At 40.7% G+C, this 21246-nt stretch carries 20 protein-coding genes and 2 pseudogenes; 20 read left to right on the top strand and 2 right to left on the bottom strand.

The window, feature by feature from the left end; genetic code table 11:
- Positions 1 to 109: pseudogene (locus HT671_RS04835) on the top strand (IS5/IS1182 family transposase); the annotation flags it as partial.
- Positions 110 to 823: 714 nt separating this feature from the next.
- On the opposite strand, the gene argS reads toward HT671_RS04835, so the two are convergent.
- A complete protein-coding gene (gene argS, locus HT671_RS04830) occupies positions 824 to 2515 on the bottom strand; it encodes an arginine--tRNA ligase (RefSeq protein WP_050207895.1) in 1692 nt (563 codons plus the stop codon).
- A 135-nt stretch (positions 2516 to 2650) separates the two neighbouring features.
- Between argS and argR the strand changes: the two genes are divergently transcribed.
- From argR to HT671_RS04735, 19 genes and pseudogenes are all read left to right on the top strand, one after another.
- On the top strand, positions 2651 to 3097 hold the full coding sequence (gene argR, locus HT671_RS04825) for an arginine repressor (protein ID WP_001231476.1): 447 nt from the start codon (positions 2651 to 2653) through the stop codon (positions 3095 to 3097).
- Between the two features lie 50 nt (positions 3098 to 3147).
- Positions 3148 to 5682, top strand: a complete 2535-nt coding sequence (gene mutS / locus HT671_RS04820; RefSeq protein ID WP_050207894.1) for a DNA mismatch repair protein MutS — start codon at positions 3148 to 3150, stop codon at positions 5680 to 5682.
- 146 nt (positions 5683 to 5828) lie between these two features.
- Complete coding sequence (patA, locus tag HT671_RS04815) at positions 5829 to 7535, top strand: multidrug efflux ABC transporter subunit PatA (RefSeq protein ID WP_172923063.1); 1707 nt, start codon at positions 5829 to 5831, stop codon at positions 7533 to 7535.
- Position 7536: 1 nt separating this feature from the next.
- On the top strand, positions 7537 to 9303 hold the full coding sequence (gene patB, locus HT671_RS04810; RefSeq protein WP_000859876.1) for a multidrug efflux ABC transporter subunit PatB: 1767 nt from the start codon (positions 7537 to 7539) through the stop codon (positions 9301 to 9303).
- 251 nt (positions 9304 to 9554) lie between these two features.
- Positions 9555 to 10244, top strand: coding sequence for a gamma-glutamyl-gamma-aminobutyrate hydrolase family protein (locus HT671_RS04805; RefSeq protein WP_050223431.1), 690 nt, complete (start codon positions 9555 to 9557; stop codon positions 10242 to 10244).
- 170 nt (positions 10245 to 10414) lie between these two features.
- Positions 10415 to 11764 carry a glucose-6-phosphate isomerase gene (locus tag HT671_RS04800; RefSeq protein WP_000018269.1) on the top strand — a complete coding sequence of 450 codons (1350 nt, stop codon included), beginning with the start codon at positions 10415 to 10417 and terminating at the stop codon, positions 11762 to 11764.
- 130 nt (positions 11765 to 11894) lie between these two features.
- Positions 11895 to 13355: a glutamate--tRNA ligase gene (gltX, locus tag HT671_RS04795; RefSeq protein ID WP_000031077.1), complete on the top strand. Its 1461-nt coding sequence runs from the start codon at positions 11895 to 11897 to the stop codon at positions 13353 to 13355.
- A 13-nt stretch (positions 13356 to 13368) separates the two neighbouring features.
- Entirely contained in the window at positions 13369 to 13803 is a 435-nt protein-coding gene (locus HT671_RS04790) for a cytidine deaminase (RefSeq protein ID WP_000355903.1), read from the top strand.
- 113 nt (positions 13804 to 13916) lie between these two features.
- A complete protein-coding gene (locus HT671_RS04785; protein WP_000907299.1) occupies positions 13917 to 14156 on the top strand; it encodes a hypothetical protein in 240 nt (79 codons plus the stop codon).
- A 318-nt stretch (positions 14157 to 14474) separates the two neighbouring features.
- The gene (locus HT671_RS04780; protein ID WP_172923062.1) at positions 14475 to 15533 is read left to right on the top strand and encodes a zinc-dependent alcohol dehydrogenase family protein; all 1059 of its coding nucleotides are present in this window, start codon (positions 14475 to 14477) and stop codon (positions 15531 to 15533) included.
- Positions 15534 to 15683: 150 nt separating this feature from the next.
- Positions 15684 to 16049, top strand: coding sequence for a DUF1033 family protein (locus HT671_RS04775; RefSeq protein WP_000286404.1), 366 nt, complete (start codon positions 15684 to 15686; stop codon positions 16047 to 16049).
- 75 nt (positions 16050 to 16124) lie between these two features.
- A complete protein-coding gene (gene comGA / locus HT671_RS04770) occupies positions 16125 to 17066 on the top strand; it encodes a competence type IV pilus ATPase ComGA (protein WP_000249547.1) in 942 nt (313 codons plus the stop codon).
- A complete protein-coding gene (gene comGB / locus HT671_RS04765; protein WP_079230797.1) occupies positions 17014 to 18030 on the top strand; it encodes a competence type IV pilus assembly protein ComGB in 1017 nt (338 codons plus the stop codon). Before comGA ends, comGB begins: the two co-directional genes overlap by 53 nt.
- A 1-nt stretch (position 18031) precedes the next feature.
- On the top strand, positions 18032 to 18355 hold the full coding sequence (gene comGC / locus HT671_RS04760) for a competence type IV pilus major pilin ComGC (RefSeq protein ID WP_000738649.1): 324 nt from the start codon (positions 18032 to 18034) through the stop codon (positions 18353 to 18355).
- The gene (comGD, locus tag HT671_RS04755) at positions 18318 to 18752 is read left to right on the top strand and encodes a competence type IV pilus minor pilin ComGD (RefSeq protein WP_007284894.1); all 435 of its coding nucleotides are present in this window, start codon (positions 18318 to 18320) and stop codon (positions 18750 to 18752) included. The genes comGC and comGD overlap by 38 nt, the downstream gene beginning before the upstream one ends.
- Positions 18715 to 19017 carry a competence type IV pilus minor pilin ComGE gene (comGE, locus tag HT671_RS04750; RefSeq protein ID WP_000413380.1) on the top strand — a complete coding sequence of 101 codons (303 nt, stop codon included), beginning with the start codon at positions 18715 to 18717 and terminating at the stop codon, positions 19015 to 19017. The genes comGD and comGE overlap by 38 nt, the downstream gene beginning before the upstream one ends.
- Positions 18980 to 19441 carry a competence type IV pilus minor pilin ComGF gene (comGF, locus tag HT671_RS04745; protein ID WP_000250513.1) on the top strand — a complete coding sequence of 154 codons (462 nt, stop codon included), beginning with the start codon at positions 18980 to 18982 and terminating at the stop codon, positions 19439 to 19441. Before comGE ends, comGF begins: the two co-directional genes overlap by 38 nt.
- Entirely contained in the window at positions 19419 to 19832 is a 414-nt protein-coding gene (gene comGG, locus HT671_RS04740; protein WP_000265633.1) for a competence type IV pilus minor pilin ComGG, read from the top strand. The genes comGF and comGG overlap by 23 nt, the downstream gene beginning before the upstream one ends.
- 32 nt (positions 19833 to 19864) lie before the next feature.
- Positions 19865 to 19990, top strand: a pseudogene (locus tag HT671_RS04735) (SAM-dependent methyltransferase); the annotation flags it as partial.
- Between the two features lie 579 nt (positions 19991 to 20569).
- On the opposite strand, the gene HT671_RS04730 reads toward HT671_RS04735, so the two are convergent.
- A complete protein-coding gene (locus HT671_RS04730) occupies positions 20570 to 21046 on the bottom strand; it encodes a GNAT family N-acetyltransferase (protein ID WP_000777684.1) in 477 nt (158 codons plus the stop codon).
- Positions 21047 to 21246: the final 200 nt, after the last annotated feature.

Below are 21246 nucleotides of genomic sequence, written 5' to 3'. Positions count from 1 at the left end.
AGTAAAAACGTTTAAAATGTTTTCAACAACCTATCGAAATCATCGTAAACGCTTCGGATTACGAATGAATTTGATTGCTGGTATTATCAATCATGAACTAGGATTCTAGTTTTGCAGGAAGTCTATTATTTGGTTAGGTGAATTAGTGAAGCGTTTAGGCAAGTGTCTCTGGTTACGACGTAAAGAAACATAAATCGATAATATTTATGTTTCTTTACTAGTGAAGCGTCTAAGCAAATCCCTGATAGGATTTGGCGTTAGTTGCTTAGACTACTTTGCAATCAAGTAATTAAAAGATTACGACATGAACCAAATCAAATCGATATTATTTGGTTAGATGAATTAGTAAAGCGTTTAGACAAGTGTCTCTAGTTACGACGTCATGGTCTCTAAATCGATTATATTTAGAGACCATGACTAGTGAAGCAGTTAGCTAGTCCGCATATAAGCGGCTAGCGTCTAACAATTAGGAACTTTAGTTCCAATAATTTTAAGATTACGACGTTTTAGAACATAAATCGATCATATTTATGTCCTAAAACTAGTGAAGCGCCTAGCCAAATACCTGATAGGCTTTGGCGTTAGTTACTTAGATTGCTTAACAATCAAGTAATTAAAAGATTACGACATGAAACAAACCAAATCGATATTATTTAGTTTGGTGAATTAGTAAAGTGTTTAGGCAAGTATCTCTGGTTACGACGTCATGGTCTCTAAATCGATTATATTTAGAGACCATGACTAGTGAAGCAGTTAGCTAGTCCGCACATACGCGGCTAGCGTCTAACAATTAGGAACTTTAGTTCCAATTGTTAGTACTGAATCACATCTTCTCTGGCGCTTCTACTCCAAGCAAGCGAAGGGCTTCTTTGAGAACGACTGCGGTTGCGTAGCTGAGGGCTAGACGGCTGTCGCGTTCTGGGCTTTCATCCAAGATACGTGTATGTGCATAGTATTTGTTAAAGGATTGAGCTAGGTTAATTGCAAATTTAGCAATGATAGAAGGTTCAAAGTTATCTGCCGCACGGTTGATAATACGTGGGAAGTCTTGAATGAGTTTAATGATTTCCCAGCTTTCAGCATCATTCAAGCTATAGTTGCCAGCTGTTTCTGGTTTGAAATCCGCTTTGCGTAAGATCGATTGGATACGAACGTAGGCGTATTGAACATAAGGTCCAGTTTCACCCTCGAAGGATACCATGGCCTCTAAGTCGAAGTCATATCCGTTTGTACGGTCAGTCTTGAGGTCATAGAACTTAATGGCTCCAACCCCAACAGCATGTGCTACCTGATCTTTATTTTCCAATTCAGGATTTTTTGTTTCAATTTGGGCTTTTGCACGACTAATAGCCTCTGCAACAGTGGGCTCTAGCAAGATGACATTCCCTTTACGGGTAGAGAGTTTTTTCCCTTCTTTTGTAACCAAACCAAAAGGAACATGAGTAATGTCGTCACTCCAATCGTAGCCCATCTCTTGCAAGACAGCTTTGAGCTGTTTAAAGTGGGCAGATTGCTCTTGACCAACTACGTAGATAGATTTAGCAAATTGGTATTCGTTTTTACGGTAAAGGGCTGCAGCCAAGTCACGTGTGATATAGAGAGTTGCACCATCAGATTTTTTGATAAGGGCTGGATGTTCAATTCCATATTTCTCAAGATTCACAACTTGGGCACCTTCTGATTCAACAAGAAGGCCTTTTTCAGAAAGAATGTCTACAACTGCATCCATCTTATCGTTGTAGAAGGCTTCTCCGTTATAGCTGTCAAAATCAACCTGCAATTCATTGTAAAGGCGGTTAAATTCCACCAAACTTTCATCACGGAACCATTGCCAGAGAGCGAGGGCTTCCTCATCTCCATTTTCCAGTTTACGGAACCATTCGCGTGCTTCTTCATCCAAGCTAGGGTCATTTTCAGCCTCAGCATTGATGCGGACATAGAGTTTAAGAAGTTCATCAATTGGATGAGCTTTTACAGCTTCTTCGTCGCCCCATTTTTTGTAGGCAACAATCAACATCCCAAACTGTTTACCCCAGTCTCCCAAGTGGTTGACCTTGACTGTTTGATAACCGATTTTTTGGAAAATATGTGACAAGCTATCTCCGATAACAGTTGAGCGTAGGTGGCCAATAGAGAATGGCTTAGCGATATTGGGACTAGACATATCGATAACAACATTTTCTTGTTTGCCAATAGTTTGATCAGCATAGTGTTCTTTTTCAGTGATAACAGCTTGCAATACTTGAGCAGAAATGGCAGATTTATCAAGGAAAAAGTTGACGTAAGGTCCTGTTGCAACAACCTTTTCAAAGGCTTGGCTGTTAATTTTTTCAGCCAGTTCAGCCGCAATCATTTGAGGTGCTTTACGTTCGACTTTTGCAAGAGAAAAAGCAGGGAAAGCAATGTCTCCCATTTCTGAGTTTTTAGGGGTTTCCAGTAAATTTAAAATAGCCTCTTGGTCCAGGCTATCAATGACGCTAGCCAATTCGCTAGCAATCAATTCTTTTGTATTCATTAAGAGCTCCTTTTTGGACTTTTCTACTATTTTATCACAATTTTAAAGAAAGAAGAAAAAATTTTTGAAATCTCCTATTTTTTTGGTATAATATAGTTATAAAAATAGTTATAAATATTCACATAAGAGGATTTTATGAGAAAAAGAGATCGTCATCAGTTAATAAAAAAAATGATTACTGAGGAGAAATTAAGTACACAAAAAGAAATTCAAGATCGGTTGGAGGCGCACAATGTTTTTGTGACGCAGACAACCCTGTCTCGTGATTTGCGCGAAATCGGCTTGACCAAGGTCAAGAAAAATGATATGGTGTATTATGTACTAGCAAATGAGACAGAAAAGATTGATTTGGTGGAATTTTTGTCTCATCATTTAGAAGGTGTTGCAAGAGCAGAGTTTACCTTGGTGCTTCATACCAAATTGGGAGAAGCTTCTGTTTTGGCAAATATTGTAGATGCAAACAAGGATGAATGGATTTTAGGAACAGTTGCTGGTGCCAATACCTTATTGGTCATTTGTCGAGACCAGCACGTTGCCAAACTCATGGAAGATCGTTTGCTAGATTTGATGAAAGATAAGTAAGGTCTTGGGAGTTGCTCTCAAGACTTATTTTTGACAAGGAGAGACGGAAAATGGCGACAGAAAAGCTATCACCCGGCATGCAACAGTATGTGGAGATTAAAAAGCAATATCCAGATGCTTTTTTGCTCTTTCGTATGGGTGATTTTTATGAATTATTTTATGAGGATGCGGTCAATGCTGCGCAGATTCTGGAAATTTCCTTAACGAGTCGCAACAAGAATGCCGACAATCCGATTCCTATGGCGGGTGTTCCCTATCATTCTGCCCAACAGTATATTGATGTCTTGATTGAGCAGGGCTATAAGGTGGCTATCGCAGAGCAGATGGAAGATCCTAAACAAGCAGTTGGGGTTGTGAAACGAGAGGTTGTTCAGGTCATTACGCCAGGGACAGTGGTCGATAGCAGTAAGCCGGACAGTCAGAATAATTTTTTGGTTGCCATAGACCGTGCTGGCAATCAATTTGGCCTAGCTTATATGGACCTGGTGACGGGGGACTTTTATGTGACAGGTCTTTTGGATTTCACACTGGTTTGTGGGGAAATCCGTAATCTCAAGGCGCGCGAAGTGGTGCTGGGCTATGACTTGTCTGAGGAAGAGGAACAAATCCTTAGTCGCCAGATGAATCTGGTACTTTCCTATGAAAAAGAAGGCTTTGAAGACCTTCATTTACTGGATTCACGATTGGCAGCTGTGGAGCAAGCGGCATCTAGTAAGCTACTCCAGTATGTTCATCGGACTCAGATGAGGGAATTGAACCACCTCAAACCTGTTATCCGCTATGAAATCAAGGATTACTTGCAGATGGATTACGCGACCAAGGCTAGTCTGGATTTGGTTGAGAATGCTCGTTCAGGCAAGAAGCAAGGCAGTCTTTTCTGGCTTTTGGATGAAACCAAAACAGCCATGGGTATGCGTCTCTTGCGTTCTTGGATTCATCGTCCCATGATTGATAAGGAACGAATTATCCAACGTCAGGAAGTGGTGCAGGTCTTTCTCGACCATTTCTTTGAGCGTAGTGATTTGACAGACAGTCTCAAGGGTGTTTATGACATCGAACGTTTGGCTAGTCGTGTTTCTTTTGGCAAGACCAACCCAAAGGATCTCTTGCAGTTGGCGACTACCTTGTCTAGTGTGCCACGGATTCGTGCGATTTTAGAAGGGATGGAGCAACCTGCTCTAGCCTATCTCATCGCACAACTGGATGCAATCCCTGAGTTGGAGAGTTTGATTAGCGCAGCGATTGCTCCTGAAGCTCCTCATGTGATTACAGATGGGGGAATTATCCGAACTGGATTTGATGAGACCTTAGACAAGTACCGTCGCGTTCTCAGAGAAGGGACTGGTTGGATTGCTGAAATTGAGGCTAAGGAGCGAGGAAACTCTGGCATCAGCACGCTCAAGATTGACTACAATAAAAAGGATGGTTACTATTTCCATGTGACCAATTCGCAACTGGGAAATGTGCCAGCCCATTTTTTCCGTAAGGCGACGCTGAAAAACTCGGAACGCTTTGGAACCGAAGAATTAGCCCGTATCGAGGGAGATATGCTGGAGGCGCGTGAGAAGTCAGCCAACCTAGAGTACGAAATCTTTATGCGTATTCGTGAGGAAGTCAGCAAATACATCCAGCGTTTGCAGGCTCTAGCTCAAGGAATTGCGACGGTTGATGTCCTGCAAAGTCTCGCAATTGTTGCGGAAACCCAGCATTTGATTCGACCTGAATTCGGAGATGATTCGCGAATTGATATCCAGAAAGGGCGCCATGCTGTCGTTGAAAAGGTTATGGGGGCTCAGACCTATATTCCCAATACGATTCAGATGGCAGAAGATACCAGTATTCAACTGATTACAGGGCCCAACATGAGCGGGAAGTCAACCTATATGCGTCAGTTAGCCATGATGGCGATAATGGCCCAGATGGGTTCCTATGTACCGGCAGAAAGCGCCTATTTACCGATTTTTGATGCGATTTTTACCCGTATCGGAGCAGCAGATGACTTGGTTTCGGGTCAGTCAACCTTCATGGTGGAGATGATGGAGGCCAATAATGCCATTTCGCATGCAACCAAAAATTCCTTGATTCTCTTTGATGAGTTAGGTCGTGGAACTGCAACTTATGATGGGATGGCTCTTGCTCAGTCCATCATCGAATACATCCATGAGCATATCGGAGCCAAGACCCTCTTTGCGACCCACTACCATGAGTTGACTAGTCTGGAGTCTAGCTTGGAACACTTGGTCAATGTCCACGTAGCAACTTTGGAGCAGGATGGGCAGGTCACCTTCCTTCACAAGATTGAACCAGGTCCAGCTGATAAATCCTACGGTATCCATGTTGCCAAGATTGCTGGCTTGCCAGCAGACCTTTTAGCAAGGGCGGACAAGATTTTGACTCAGTTAGAGAATCAAGGTACAGAAAGTCCAGTTCCTATGAGGCAAACAAGTGATGTCACTGAACAGATTTCACTCTTTGATACACCCGAAGAGCATCCTATTTTAGCAGAATTGTCTAAACTGGATGTTTACAATATGACACCTATGCAGGCTATGAATGTCTTAGTCGAGTTAAAACAGAAACTATAAAACCAAGACTCACTAGTTAATCTAGCTGTATCAAGGAGACTTCTTTGACAAGTTCCCACTTTTTTGCTAGAATAGCATCACACAAACAGAATGAGAAGGAGCTGACACATTGTCGCTCCCTTTTGTCTATTTTTTAAGGAGAAAGTATGCTGATTCAGAAAATAAAAACCTACAAGTGGCAGGCCTTAGCTTCGCTCCTGATGACAGGCTTGATGGTTGCTAGTTCACTTCTGCAACCGCGTTATCTGCAGGAAGTGTTAGACGCCCTCCTTGCTGGAAAATATGAAGCTATTTATAGTATCGGGGCTTGGTTGATTGGTGTGGCCTTGGTCGGTCTGGTTGCTGGTGGGCTCAATGTTGTCCTCGCAGCCTATATTGCCCAAGGAGTTTCATCCGACCTTCGAGAGGATGCCTTCCGTAAAATCCAAACCTTTTCTTATGCCAATATTGAACAATTTAATGCGGGAAATCTAGTCGTTCGCATGACAAATGATATCAACCAGATTCAGAACGTGGTCATGATGACCTTCCAAATTCTTTTCAGACTTCCCCTCTTGTTCATCGGTTCCTTTATCCTGGCGGTTCAACCCCTTCCTTCTCTGTGGTGGGTGATTGTTCTCATGGTAGTCTTGATTTTTGGTTTGACTGCCGTCATGATGGGAATGATGGGGCCTCGTTTTGCCAAGTTTCAAACCCTTCTTGAGCGTATCAATGCCATTGCCAAGGAAAATCTGCGTGGCGTTCGCGTGGTCAAGTCCTTTGTCCAAGAAAAAGAGCAGTTTGCTAAGTTTACGGAGGTTTCAGACGAGCTACTCGGTCAAAATCTTTACATTGGGTATGCCTTTTCAGTAGTGGAACCTTTCATGATGTTGGTCGGTTATGGGGCGGTATTCCTCTCTATTTGGCTAGTTGCAGGGATGGTTCAGTCGGATCCATCAGTTGTTGGTTCCATTGCTTCCTTTGTCAATTACCTAAGCCAGATTATCTTTACCATTGTTATGGTTGGATTTTTGGGAAATTCTGTCAGTCGTGCCATGATTTCTATGCGTCGTATTCGAGAAATTCTTGACGCAGAGCCAGCTATGACCTTCAAGGATGTGCCAGATGAAGAGTTGGTCGGCAGTCTTAGCTTTGAAAATGTAACCTTTACCTATCCAATGGACAAGGAACCGATGCTGAAAGATGTGAGCTTTACCATCGATCCTGGTCAAATGGTTGGTGTAGTTGGAGCAACTGGTGCAGGAAAATCAACCTTGGCTCAATTGATTCCACGTCTTTTTGACCCACAGGAAGGAGCCATCAAAATTGGAGGCAAGGATATTCGAGAAGTGAGTGAAGGGACCCTGCGTAAAGCTGTCTCTATCGTTCTTCAACGTGCCATTCTCTTCAGTGGAACGATTGCAGATAACTTGAGACAGGGTAAGGGAGATGCTACTCTATTTGAAATGGAGCGCGCAGCCAATATTGCCCAAGCCAGTGAATTCATTCATCGTATGGAGAAAACCTTTGAAAGTCCAGTTGAGGAACGGGGAACCAATTTCTCTGGTGGGCAAAAACAAAGGATGTCGATTGCTCGTGGAATTGTCAGCAATCCACGTATTCTGATTTTTGATGATTCTACCTCAGCCTTGGATGCTAAGTCAGAGCGCCTAGTTCAAGAAGCCTTGAATAAGGACTTGAAGGGGACGACAACCATTATCATCGCGCAAAAGATTAGCTCGGTTGTCCATGCAGATAAAATCTTGGTTCTAGATCAAGGACGATTGATTGGTCAAGGCACGCATGCAGACTTGGTTGCCAACAATGCCGTTTACCGTGAAATCTATGAAACACAGAAAGGAAAGGAGGAGTAAAATGAAGACAGTTCAATTTTTTTGGAATTATTTTAAAGTCTATAAGCTATCATTTGTAGTCGTCATCCTGATGATTATTCTGGCGACTCTTGCCCAAGCTCTCTTTCCAGTCTTTTCTGGTCAAGCGGTGACGCAGCTAGCTAATTTAGTTCAAGCTTATCAAGATGGCAATCCAGAACTTGTTTGGCAAAGCCTATCAGGAATCATGGTCAATCTTGGCCTGCTGGTTTTGGTTCTCTTTATCTCCAGTGTCATATACATGTGTCTCATGACGCGCGTGATTGCAGAGTCGACCAACGAGATGCGCAAAGGCCTCTTCGGTAAGCTTGCTCGCTTGACGGTTTCTTTCTTTGACCGCCGACAAGATGGCGATATCCTGTCTCGTTTTACCAGTGATTTGGATAATATCCTCCAAGCCTTTAACGAGAGCTTGATTCAGGTCATGAGCAATATTGTTTTATACATTGGTCTGATTCTTGTCATGTTTTCGAGAAATGTGACGCTGGCTCTTATCACTATTGCCAGCACACCAGTTGCCTTCCTCATGCTGATTTTTATTGTAAAAATGGCCCGCAAATACACCAACCTCCAGCAAAAAGAGGTAGGGAAACTCAACGCCTATATGGATGAGAGTATCTCAGGCCAAAAAGCTGTCATTGTGCAAGGAATTCAAGAGGATATGATGGCAGGATTTCTTGAACAAAATGAGCGCGTGCGCAAGGCAACCTTTAAAGGAAGAATGTTCTCAGGAATTCTTTTCCCTGTCATGAATGGGATGAGTCTGGTCAACACAGCCATCGTTATCTTTGCTGGTTCAGCTGTACTTTTGAATGATAAGTCTATTGAAACAAGTACAGCCCTAGGTTTGATTGTTATGTTTGCCCAATTTTCACAGCAGTACTACCAGCCTATTATCCAAGTTGCGGCTAGTTGGGGAAGTCTTCAGTTAGCCTTTACGGGGGCTGAACGGATACAGGAAATGTTTGATGCAGAGGAAGAAATCCGACCTGAAAAGGCTCCAATCTTCACTAAGTTACAAGAAGGTGTTGAAATCAGTCATATTGATTTTTCATACTTGCCTGATAAACCTATTTTGAAAGATGTCAGCATTTCTGCCCCTAAAGGCCAGATGACAGCAGTTGTTGGTCCGACAGGGTCAGGGAAAACGACTATTATGAACCTCATCAATCGCTTTTATGATGTTGATGCTGGTGGTATTTATTTTGATGGTAAAGACATTCGTGACTATGATTTAGATAGTCTCAGAAGCAAGGTGGGAATTGTCTTGCAAGATTCCGTTCTTTTTAGCGGAACCATTCGAGACAATATCCGTTTCGGTGTGCCAGATGCCAGTCAGGAAATGGTTGAGTCAGCAGCCAAAGCAAGCCACATTCACGACTATATCGAAAGTTTGCCTGATAAGTACGATACTCTTATTGATGATGAGCAGAGTATCTTCTCGACAGGGCAGAAGCAATTGATTTCCATTGCTCGAACCCTGATGACAGATCCAGAAGTTCTCATTCTCGATGAAGGCACTTCAAACGTAGATACGGTGACAGAAAGCAAGATTCAGCATGCCATGGAGGCAGTTGTAGCAGGCAAAACCAGTTTCGTTATTGCCCACCGCTTGAAAACTATTCTCAATGCTGATCAGATTATTGTCCTTAAAGATGGAGAGGTCATTGAACGTGGTAACCACCATGAACTCTTGAAACTAGGTGGATTCTACTCAGAACTCTATCACAATCAATTTGTTTTTGAATAAGAAAGAAGTTGTCCTATGGGGCAGCTTTTTCTTGTCCATAAAAAATTTTTATCACAGTCTTAAAAAAAACATATTAGACGAAAGACGCTTTGAGTGATATGATAGGACTATCGTTATACTCAATGAAAATCAAAGAGTAAACTAGGAAGCTAGCCNNACTGACGAAGTCAGTAACATATATACGGTAAGGCGATGCTGACGTGGTTTGAAGAGATTTTCGAAGAGTATTAATATTCGAAAGGAGAGACATCATGCCTAGAACCGTTGTAGGAGTTGCTGCAAATCTATGTCCCGTAGACATAGAAGGTAAAAACATTCATTCATCTGTATCTTGTAGATTCGCAGAGAGCATTCGTCAAGTCGGTGGTCTCCCTCTAGTCATTCCTGTTGGTGATGAGTCAGTTGTACGCGATTATGTAGAAATGATTGACAAATTGATTTTGACAGGAGGCCAAAATGTTCATCCTCAGTTTTATGGAGAGAAAAAGACCATCGAGAGCGATGATTATAATCTGGTCCGTGATGAATTTGAATTGGCACTCTTGAAAGAAGCACTCCGTCAGAATAAACCAATTATGGCAATCTGTCGCGGTGTTCAACTTGTCAATGTTGCCTTTGGTGGAACCCTCAATCAAGAAATCGAAGGTCACTGGCAAGGACTACCTTTCGGAACATCTCACTCTATTGAGACAGTGGAAGGAAGCGTGGTTGCCAAGCTATTTGGAAAAGAAAGTCAGGTCAATTCCGTCCATCGTCAGAGTATCAAAGAATTGGCATCTAATTTCCGTGTAACTGCTATTGATCCGAGAGATCAAACCATTGAAGCGATTGAATCTATCGACGAACACCGCATTATCGGTTTGCAGTGGCATCCAGAGTTTCTGGTTAATGAAGAAGATGGTAATTTAGAATTATTTGAGTATTTATTGAATGAACTGTAACGACTGGAACATCTAGTCGTTCTTTCTTTTATTTTTTCAAAATTTTTGGAATGTGACATTTTTACGCAAACGTTTGAATTCTGATAAAAATTGGAGAAATTCGACAAAAAAGCTTGAAAAAAACGAAGGTAAGCGTTATGATAGAAAAGAAGAAATATTGGAGGAATAACATGTCACATATTAAATTTGATTATTCAAAAGTTTTAGACAAATTTGTTGCACCACATGAAGTGGAATACATGCAATCACAAGTAACAGCAGCAGATGAATTGATTCGTAAAGGAACTGGTGCTGGTAGCGACTTTTTGGGATGGTTGGACCTTCCTGAAAACTACGACCGCGAAGAATTTGACCGTATCTTGAAAGCTGCTGAGCAAATCAAATCAGACAGCGATGTTTTAGTTGTGATCGGTATCGGTGGATCTTACCTTGGTGCCAAAGCAGCAATCGACTTCTTGAACCACCACTTTGCAAACTTGCAAACAAAAGAAGAACGCAAGGCTCCACAAATCCTTTACGCAGGAAACTCAATCTCATCTACTTACCTTGCTGACTTGGTAGAGTACGTAGCTGATAAAGATTTCTCAGTAAACGTGATTTCTAAATCAGGTACAACAACTGAACCAGCGATTGCTTTCCGTGTCTTCAAAGAACTTTTGGTTAAGAAATACGGTCAAGAAGAAGCCAACAAACGTATCTATGCAACAACTGACCGCCAAAAAGGTGCTGTTAAGGTTGAAGCAGACGCTAACGGTTGGGAAACATTTGTTGTTCCAGATGACATCGGTGGACGCTTCTCAGTATTGACAGCTGTTGGTTTGCTTCCAATCGCAGCATCAGGAGCTGACATCAAAGCCCTTATGGAAGGTGCGAATGCAGCTCGCAAAGACTACACTTCAGATAAAATCTCTGAAAACGAAGCTTACCAATACGCAGCAGTTCGTAACATTCTTTACCGTAAAGGCTATGCAACTGAGATCTTGGTAAACTACGAGCCATCACTTCAATACTTCTCAGAGTGGTGGAAACAATTGGCTGGTGAATCAGAAGGAAAAGATCAAAAAGGTATCTACCCAACTTCAGCCAACTTCTCAACTGACTTGCACTCACTTGGTCAATTTATCCAAGAAGGAACTCGTATCATGTTTGAAACAGTTGTTCGTGTTGACAAACCTCGTAAAAATGTGATTATTCCTACTTTGGAAGAAGACCTTGATGGACTTGGTTACCTTCAAGGAAAAGACGTTGACTTTGTAAACAAAAAAGCAACTGACGGTGTTCTTCTTGCACACACAGACGGTGATGTACCAAACATGTACGTGACTCTTCCAGAGCAAGACGCTTTCACTCTTGGTTATACAATCTACTTCTTCGAATTGGCTATCGCTCTTTCAGGTTACTTGAATGCTATCAACCCATTTGACCAACCAGGTGTTGAAGCCTACAAACGTAACATGTTCGCCCTTCTTGGAAAACCAGGATTTGAAGAATTGAGCAAAGAACTTAACGCACGTCTGTAATAATAGAAGAAAAGAGTGGTTTGTCCACTCTTTTTACTCTCTTTATCCATAGAAATTGGACTCAGCCAAGACTTGTGATATAATATAGAGAGCAAAAAGGCAGACGCCTAGAGACTTTATAGGAGAAACTATGTCAAAAGATATCCGCGTACGTTACGCACCAAGTCCAACAGGACTACTACACATCGGGAATGCCCGTACAGCATTGTTTAATTACTTGTATGCGCGCCATCATGGTGGAACATTTCTCATTCGTATCGAAGATACTGACCGTAAACGCCATGTCGAGGATGGTGAACGTTCACAACTTGAAAACCTTCGCTGGTTAGGCATGGATTGGGATGAAAGTCCAGAATCACATGAGAATTATCGCCAGTCTGAGCGTTTGGACTTGTATCAAAAATACATTGCCCAACTATTAGCTGAAGGAAAAGCCTATAAATCTTACGTTACAGAAGAAGAGTTGGCAGCTGAACGCGAACGCCAAGAAGTAGCTGGCGAAACACCACGCTACATCAATGAATACCTTGGTATGAGTGAAGAAGAAAAAGCAGCTTACATCGCAGAACGTGAAGCAGCAGGGATCATCCCAACTGTTCGTTTGGCTGTCAATGAGACAGGTATCTACAAGTGGCATGATATGGTCAAAGGTGATATCGAATTTGAAGGTGGCAATATCGGTGGTGACTGGGTTATCCAAAAGAAAGACGGTTATCCAACATACAACTTTGCCGTTGTCATCGATGACCATGATATGCAGATTTCTCACGTAATCCGTGGAGACGACCACATCGCTAATACACCAAAACAGCTCATGGTTTATGAAGCACTTGGTTGGGAAGCTCCAGAGTTCGGTCACATGACCTTGATTATCAACTCTGAGACTGGTAAGAAGTTATCTAAACGTGATACTAATACACTTCAATTTATAGAAGATTACCGTAAGAAAGGTTACCTTCCAGAAGCAGTTTTTAACTTTATTGCTCTTCTTGGTTGGAACCCAGGTGGCGAAGATGAGATTTTCTCTCGTGAAGAACTCATTAAACTGTTCGATGAAAATCGCCTCAGCAAGTCTCCAGCAGCCTTTGACCAGAAAAAACTAGACTGGATGAGCAATGACTATATCAAGAATGCAGACCTAGAAACTATCTTTGAAATGGCAAAACCATTCCTAGAAGAAGCAGGTCGATTGACTGACAAGGCTGAAAAATTAGTTGAGCTCTATAAACCACAAATGAAATCAGTAGATGAGATTATCCCATTGACAGACCTCTTCTTCTCAGACTTCCCAGAATTAACTGAGGCTGAGAAAGAAGTCATGGCAGGTGAAACAGTCCCAACAGTTCTTGAAGCCTTCAAAGCAAAACTCGAAGTGATGACAGATGATGAATTCGTGACAGAGAATATCTTCCCACAAATTAAAGCAGTCCAAAAGGAAACAGGTATTAAAGGGAAAAATCTTTTCATGCCTATTCGTATCGCAGTTTCAGGTGAAATGCATGGGCCAGAATTGCCAGATACTATCTTCTTGTTAGGTCGTGAAAAATCAATCCAGCATATCGAAAATATGTTAAAGGAAATCTCTAAGTAAGAAGGGTACAATAATGGACATCTGGGAAAAGATGTACGAAGAAGCACAGAAACTATACAATCCACATGAAGTATCAGACTTTGTTTATGCCAATCATGTTGTAGCTGCAGTAGAAGCAGAAGATGGACAAATATTTACAGGTTTCTGTATGGAGGGAACCTGTGGTGTTTTCCATCTCTGTGCAGAACGGGCGGCCCTCTTCAATATGTACCAATTTTCAGGACAAACTAAGGTTAAGAAAGTATTAGCCTTTCGAGATAAAGCACCTTATGGTGGAAGTTCAGGAATGCCCTGTGGCGCTTGCAGAGAATTCCTTTTAGAGTTGAACGCTGAAAATAAAGATGCAGAATTCATGATGGACTACGATACAAGAAAGACAGTGAAAGCCGCAGAACTAATGCCCTATTGGTGGGGAGAAGAACGTGCTTCTAAGTTTAATAATCAATAGAAGAGTCAGTATAATTCTGGCTCTTTTTACTATAATTTGAAAAACTGTACTTGAAAAAATGAAAAAAGTTTAAAAAAGTAGAAAATCTAATTGCTACTGCTATTTCCGGTGGTGTGGCAGGCATTGGTAATTTGGTAAAGAAAAAAGGATTGGCAGTTGCTAAAGCTACTTTAAGTAGGGTAGCTAAAAAAGCTGCTATTCGTTTAGGCATTTATAGCAATCGGTTATCTGAACTTCTTGAACGTATATTTGATTATATTAACATTTTCTACAATGTAGGTTATGCGGTAGCTCAATGGGTTGATGCTAGGGATGTATATCCAAATAATGGACGGATTAATTTCTGGGCTTAAATCTATGTGTAAGATTTTATTATCTTTGTTTTTGTTTGTTTTCTTATTTCATTTGCTAGCACATTACATTTTTGGATTTGATCAGTTGAGTGTTACCCAATTATTATTATCTTCGATTTTTGTTGCAGGTATCAGAAAAATTGGAGATGAGTCATAAGAGAGAAAGCAGAAGTTAGAGGCTAGCTTCTGCTTTTTTATCTACATTGCTTTACCGGTAAATAAAAAAGTTAAAAATATCACAAAAATACCTAAAGAGCCAATTGAAAAGGCTTGCAATTATATTATAAATAGTACATTTAAAAAACGGAGGAGTGCTTTATGAAAGCCTATACTTATGTTAAACCAGGACTTGCTTCTTTTGTTGATGTAGACAAACCAGTTATTCGCAAGCCAACAGACGCTATTGTGCGTATCGTAAAAACCACTATTTGTGGAACAGACCTCCATATTATCAAAGGGGATGTCCCTGCTTGCCAAAGTGGTACCATTCTTGGTCACGAAGGGATTGGGATTGTGGAAGAAGTTGGAAAAGGAGTTTCGAACTTCAAAAAAGGCGATAAGGTCTTGATTTCTTGTGTCTGTGCCTGTGGTAAATGCTACTACTGTAAAAAAGGAATTTATGCCCACTGTGAAGACGAAGGGGGCTGGATTTTTGGTCACTTGATTGATGGTATGCAGGCTGAGTATCTACGTGTCCCTCATGCAGATAACACTCTTTACCACACTCCAGAAGACTTGTCAGATGAAGCCTTGGTTATGCTATCAGACATTCTGCCTACTGGGTATGAAATTGGTGTCTTGAAAGGAAAAGTAGAACCTGGTTGTAGCGTAGCCATTATTGGTTCAGGTCCAGTTGGATTGGCTGCTCTCTTGACAGCTCAGTTCTACTCACCAGCCAAATTGATTATGGTGGACTTAGACGATAACCGCTTGGAAACTGCTTTATCATTTGGTGCGACTCACAAGGTTAATTCTTCAGACCCTGAAAAAGCGATTAAAGAAATTTATGATTTGACAGATGGCCGTGGTGTAGATGTCGCTATCGAAGCTGTTGGTATTCCTGTAACATTTGATTTCTGTCAAAAGATTATCGGTGTAGACGGAACAGTTGCCAACTGTGGTGTACATGGTAAACCAGTTGAATTCGATTTGGACAAACTTTGGATTCGCAACATCAATGTAACAACTGGTTTGGTATCTACAAATACAACTCCACAATTGTTGAAAGCACTTGAAAGTCATAAGATTGAACCAGAAAAATTGGTAACTCACTATTTCAAACTCAGTGAAATTGAAAAAGCCTACGAAGTCTTCGGTAAGGCAGCAGACCACTATGCCATTAAGGTCATCATCGAAAACGATATTTCAGAGGCTTAAGTAGTAAAAAGATTTTGGAACATAAGCAAATAGAAATTCAGTCATCATAGGATGGCTGGATTTTTTATCAAAAAAATTAAGAAATGAGCATATTTCTTTCCTTGTTTAGCGGAATTGGTTATAATATATGGTACAAAGGAATGAATGAATATGTATCGTGTTATAGAAATGTACGGAGATTTTGAACCCTGGTGGTTCTTAGAAGGTTGGGAAGAAGATATTGTAGCAAGTAAGAAATTTGACCAGTATTATGATGCTCTCAAATACTACAAGACTTGCTGGTTTAGATTGGAACAAGAATCCCCTCTTTATAAAAGTAGAAGGGACTTGATGACCATTTTTTGGGACCCGGAAGATCAACGCTGGTGTGATGAATGTGATGAGTATTTACAACAATACCATTCTTTGGCTCTTTTACAGGATGAGCAGGTTATTCCAGATGAAAAACTACGTCCAGGCTATGAAAAACAAACAGGTAAGGAAAGGCACCGTTCTTGCCGTATGAAAGTAAAATAGAGAAAAAGTAACTTTTTGGAGTTGCTTTTTTATTTTTTCCAAATCTTTGCGAATAGTATAGGTGAGGAGGTAGGTATGGTTCAAGAAATTGCACAAGAAATCATTCGTTCGGCCCGGAAAAAAGGAGCGCAAGATATTTATTTTGTCCCTAAGTTAGATGCCTATGAGCTTCATATGAGGGTAGGAGACGAGCGCTGTAAAATTGGCTGTTATAACTTCGAAAAATTTGCGGCCGTCATCAGTCACTTTAAGTTTGTGGCGGGTATGAATGTGGGAGAAAAGCGACGTAGTCAACTCGGTTCCTGTGACTATGAATATGACCAGAAGATGGCGTCCCTACGTTTATCTACCGTAGGCGATTATCGAGGGCATGAGAGTTTAGTCATTCGCTTGTTGCACGATGAAGAGCAGGACTTGCATTTTTGGTTTCAGGATATTGAAGAATTAGGCAAGCAGTACAGGCAACGGGGACTCTATCTTTTTGCTGGCCCGGTTGGGAGTGGTAAGACGACCCTGATGCATGAATTGTCCAAGTCACTCTTTAAAGGACAGCAAGTTATGTCCATCGAAGATCCTGTCGAAATCAAGCAGGACGACATGCTTCAGTTGCAGTTGAACGAAGCAATCGGCCTAACCTATGAAAATCTAATCAAACTTTCCTTGCGTCATCGACCAGATCTCTTGATTATCGGAGAAATTCGGGACAGCGAGACGGCGCGTGCAGTGGTCAGAGCTAGTTTGACAGGTGCAACAGTTTTTTCAACCATTCACGCCAAGAGTATCCGAGGTGTTTATGAGCGTCTGCTGGAGTTGGGTGTGAGTGAAGAAGAATTGGCAGTTGTTCTGCAAGGAGTCTGCTACCAGAGATTAATCGGGGGAGGAGGAATCGTTGACTTTGCAAGCAGAGATTATCAAGAACACCAAGCAGCCAAGTGGAATGAACAGATTGACCAGCTTCTTAAAGATGGACATATCACAAGTCTTCAGGCTGAAACGGAAAAAATTAGCTACAGCTAAGCAAAAAAATATCATCACCTTGTTTAACAATCTCTTTTCCAGCGGTTTTCATCTGGTGGAGACCATCTCCTTTTTAGATAGGAGTGCTTTGTTGGATAAGCAGTGCGTGACCCAGATGCGCACGGGCTTGTCTCAGGGGAAATCATTCTCAGAAATGATGGCTAGTTTGGGCTTTTCAAGCGCTATTGTCACTCAGTTATCCCTAGCGGAAGTCCATGGAAATCTCCACCTGAGTTTGGGAAAGATAGAAGAATATCTAGACAATCTGGCCAAGGTCAAGAAAAAATTAATTGAAGTAGCGACTTATCCTTTGATTTTGCTGGGATTTCTTCTCTTAATCATGCTGGGACTACGGAACTACCTACTACCACAACTGGATAGTAGCAATATTGCCACCTACATTATTGGCAATCTCCCACAAATTTTTCTAGGAATGGTAGGTTTTGTTTCCATACTTGCCCTTTTAGCGCTAACTTTTTATAAAAGAAGTTCTAAGATGCGAGTCTTTTCTATCTTAGCACGCCTTCCCTTTCTTGGAATTTTTGTGCAGACCTATCTGACAGCCTATTATGCGCGTGAATGGGGGAATATGATTTCGCAGGGAATGGAGCTGACGCAGATTTTTCAAATGATGCAGGAACAAGGTTCCCAGCTCTTTAAAGAAATCGGTCAAGACCTGGCTCAAGCCCTGCAAAATGGCCGAGAATTTTCTCAGACGATAGGAACCTATCCTTTCTTTAAGAAGGAGTTGAGTCTCATCATCGAGTATGGGGAAGTCAAGTCCAAGCTGGGTAGTGAGTTGGAAATCTATGCTGAAAAAACTTGGGAAGCCTTTTTTACCCGAGTCAACCGCACCATGAATTTGGTGCAGCCACTGGTTTTTATCTTTGTGGCACTGATTATCGTTTTACTTTATGCGGCAATGCTCATGCCCATGTATCAAAATATGGAGGTGAATTTTTAAAATGAAAAAAATGATGACATTCTTGAAAAAAGCTAAGGTTAAAGCTTTCACACTTGTGGAGATGTTGGTGGTCTTGCTCATCATCAGCGTACTTCTCTTGCTTTTTGTACCTAATTTGACCAAGCAAAAAGAAGCAGTCAACGACAAAGGAAAAGCTGCTGTTGTTAAGGTGGTGGAAAGTCAGGCAGAGCTTTATAGTTTGAATAAAAATGAAGAGGCTACTCTAAGCAAATTACAAGCAGATGATCGCATCACAGAAGAGCAAGCTAAAGCTTATAAAGAATATCATGCAAAACAAAATAAGACTCAAACGGTCGCGGATTAAGGCCTTTACCATGCTTGAAAGTCTCTTGGTTTTGGGACTTGTGAGTATCCTTGCCTTGGGCTTGTCAGGCTCTGTCCAGTCCACTTTTGCGGCGGTAGAGGAACAGATTTTCTTTATGGAGTTTGAAGAACTCTATCGGGAAACCCAAAAACGCAGTGTAGCTAGTCAACAAAAGACTAGTCTGAACTTAGATGGGCAGACCATTAGCAATGGCAGTCAAAACTTGACAGTTCCTAAAGGAATTCAGGCACCATCAGGCCAAAGTATTACATTTGACCGAGCTGGGGGCAATTCGTCCTTAGCTAAGGTTGAATTTCAGACCAGTAAAGGAGCGATTCGCTATCAATTATATCTAGGAAATGGAAAAATTAAACGCATTAAGGAAACAAAAAATTAGGGCAGTGATTTTACTGGAAGCAGTAGTCGCTCTAGCTATCTTTGCCAGCATTGCGACCCTCCTTTTGGGACAAATTCAAAAAAATAGGCAAGAGGAAGCAAAAATCTTGCAAAAGGAAGAAGTCTTGAGGGTAGCTAAGATGGCCTTGCAGACAGGTCAAAATCAGGTAAACATAAACGGAGTTGAGATTCAGGTGTTTTCTAGTGAAAAGGGATTGGAGGTCTACCATGGTTCAGAACAGTTGTTGGCTATCAAAGAGCCATAAGGTCAAGGCTTTTACCTTATTAGAATCCCTGATTGCCCTCATTGTCATCAGTGGAAGCTTACTCCTCTTTCAAGCCATGAGTCAGCTTCTCATTTCAGAAGTTCGCTACCAGCAACAGAGCGAGCAAAAAGAGTGGCTCTTGTTTGTGGACCAGTTGGAAGCAGAATTAGACCGTTCGCAGTTCGAAAAAGTGGAGGGCAATCGTCTCTATATGAAGCAAGATGGCAAGGACATAGCCATTGGCAAGTCCAGATCAGATGATTTTCGTAAAACAGATTCTAGTGGTCGAGGCTATCAGCCTATGGTTTATGGTCTCAAATCTGCGCAGATTACAGAGGAGAATCAAGTGGTTCGCTTTCGTTTTCAATTCCAAAAAGGCTTAGAAAGGGAGTTCATCTATCGTGTGGAAAAAGAAAAAAGTTAAGGCAGGTGTTCTCCTCTATGCAGTCACCATGGCAGCCATCTTTAGTCTTTTGTTACAATTTTACTTGAACCGACAAGTCGCCCACTATCAAGACTACGCTTTAAATAAAGAAAAGCTGGTCGCTTTTGCCATGGCCAATCGAGCCAAAGATAAGGTTGAGCAAGAAAGTGGGGAACAGACCTTTAATCTGGGTCAGGTGAGCTATCAAAATAAGAAAACAAGCTTGGTGACAAGGGTTCGTACGCCGAAGAGTCAATATGAGTTTCTGTTTCCTTCAGTCAAAATCAAAGAAGAGAAAACAGAGAAAAAGGAAGAGGTAGTGACTGATTCAAGTAATCAAGCAGAGAAGAAAAAATCAGAAGAGAAGGTTGAAAAGAAAGAGAATTCCTAGCCAATCAAGCTACTTTGTGCTAAACTAAAAATATGAGACATGATTTTAACCACAAAGCAGAAACTTTTGATTCCCCTAAAAATATCTTCCTTGCAAACTTGGTTTGTCAAGCAGTCGAGAAACAGATTGATCTTCTATCAGACAAAGAAATTTTGGATGCTTTTTTTGTGAATAATCGGGGTAGATACCTATCCGAATTTTTAAATTTTCCTAGTACAAAGAAGTTGCTAAGGAACATCGCGAAAGGTTCTGTTAATCAATCCAATATAAATGCAAGGAGTAGTAAATGCGAAACAAATTTTAAAATTTTTTAAATTGAAATTTGGCTTTTAACATGAGGAGTCTCCCTTTACCAAATTTGAGTCTGCCTATCCCTTGACTATTCTTTCCTTTTCACAAACGATTCGCTTATTCAATTATAAGTTTACGTTCTCCTAGTCACAGTTCTTGTGCTTGATGGAAAGAATGACACCTATAAATATGCGAGGTAGTGGCTGTATCACTCACTTATTCACCTCCACGTGATTTGTAGTAGTGATAGACTTTCTCACTATTATTATAAAACAAAATAAAGAGCACACCACTTTTTCATTCTGTCTTGTGCCTTGAGTGAAACGAAAGGAATGAATTATAAACATAAAAGTTTAGTATATAGATTATTCCTCTCAAAATATGCAAATAAGCTAGAATACTAAATTTATAGCAGACTTAGTGAAAAGCAGAAACTAGAAATGATACTAGTTTCTGCTTTTCTCCATAATAATTAATTTCCCCTTTTTTCCTTCTAAATCTTTCTTCACAACAAAAAAACCTGAATTTCTATATGCTTTTTGAGCCAATATATTTTTTTCATTTACAGCCAATACAATATGGTTAATTTCTAATTTTAAAGTTGAGTCTATGAATTCAAATATTTTATTCAGAGCATTAGAACCATATCCTTGATTTCTGAAATTATCATCAATAGAAAATCCTCTAATAAGCGCATAATCATTTTGATAATAGCCATACTCTTTAGGACCAGTGTTTAGGTGTAGGCAAAAAAATCCAATTACTTTATGTTCTTTATTAAGTATTACTATTGGGTATCTATACTTATCTTTTTTAGACTTTTCAATAATATTTTTTGGGGTATCAGTATGTGTAATATCATTTAAAGAATAAGAACTTAAAGAATGGTAATGGTCAACTTCACTATACAAAGATAATTTCATGATAATTAATTCCTTTCTCTTTATGTAAGATACATAACTAAATAGGACTCTAGGTATGTAGATTTTTTTATGAAATGTCCTATAAAAATCAGATATATTTAGAGTTATTACTTTAGTCCTTTATTTTCATTATTAGACTTCCTGCAAAACTAGAATCCTAGTTCATGATTGATAATACCAGCAATCAAATTCATTCGTAA

It is taken from the genome of Streptococcus sp. 2741 (genome assembly GCF_013276315.1).
Classification (GTDB): domain Bacteria; phylum Bacillota; class Bacilli; order Lactobacillales; family Streptococcaceae; genus Streptococcus; species Streptococcus pseudopneumoniae.
This window is presented reverse-complemented; position numbering and strand designations above follow the sequence as displayed.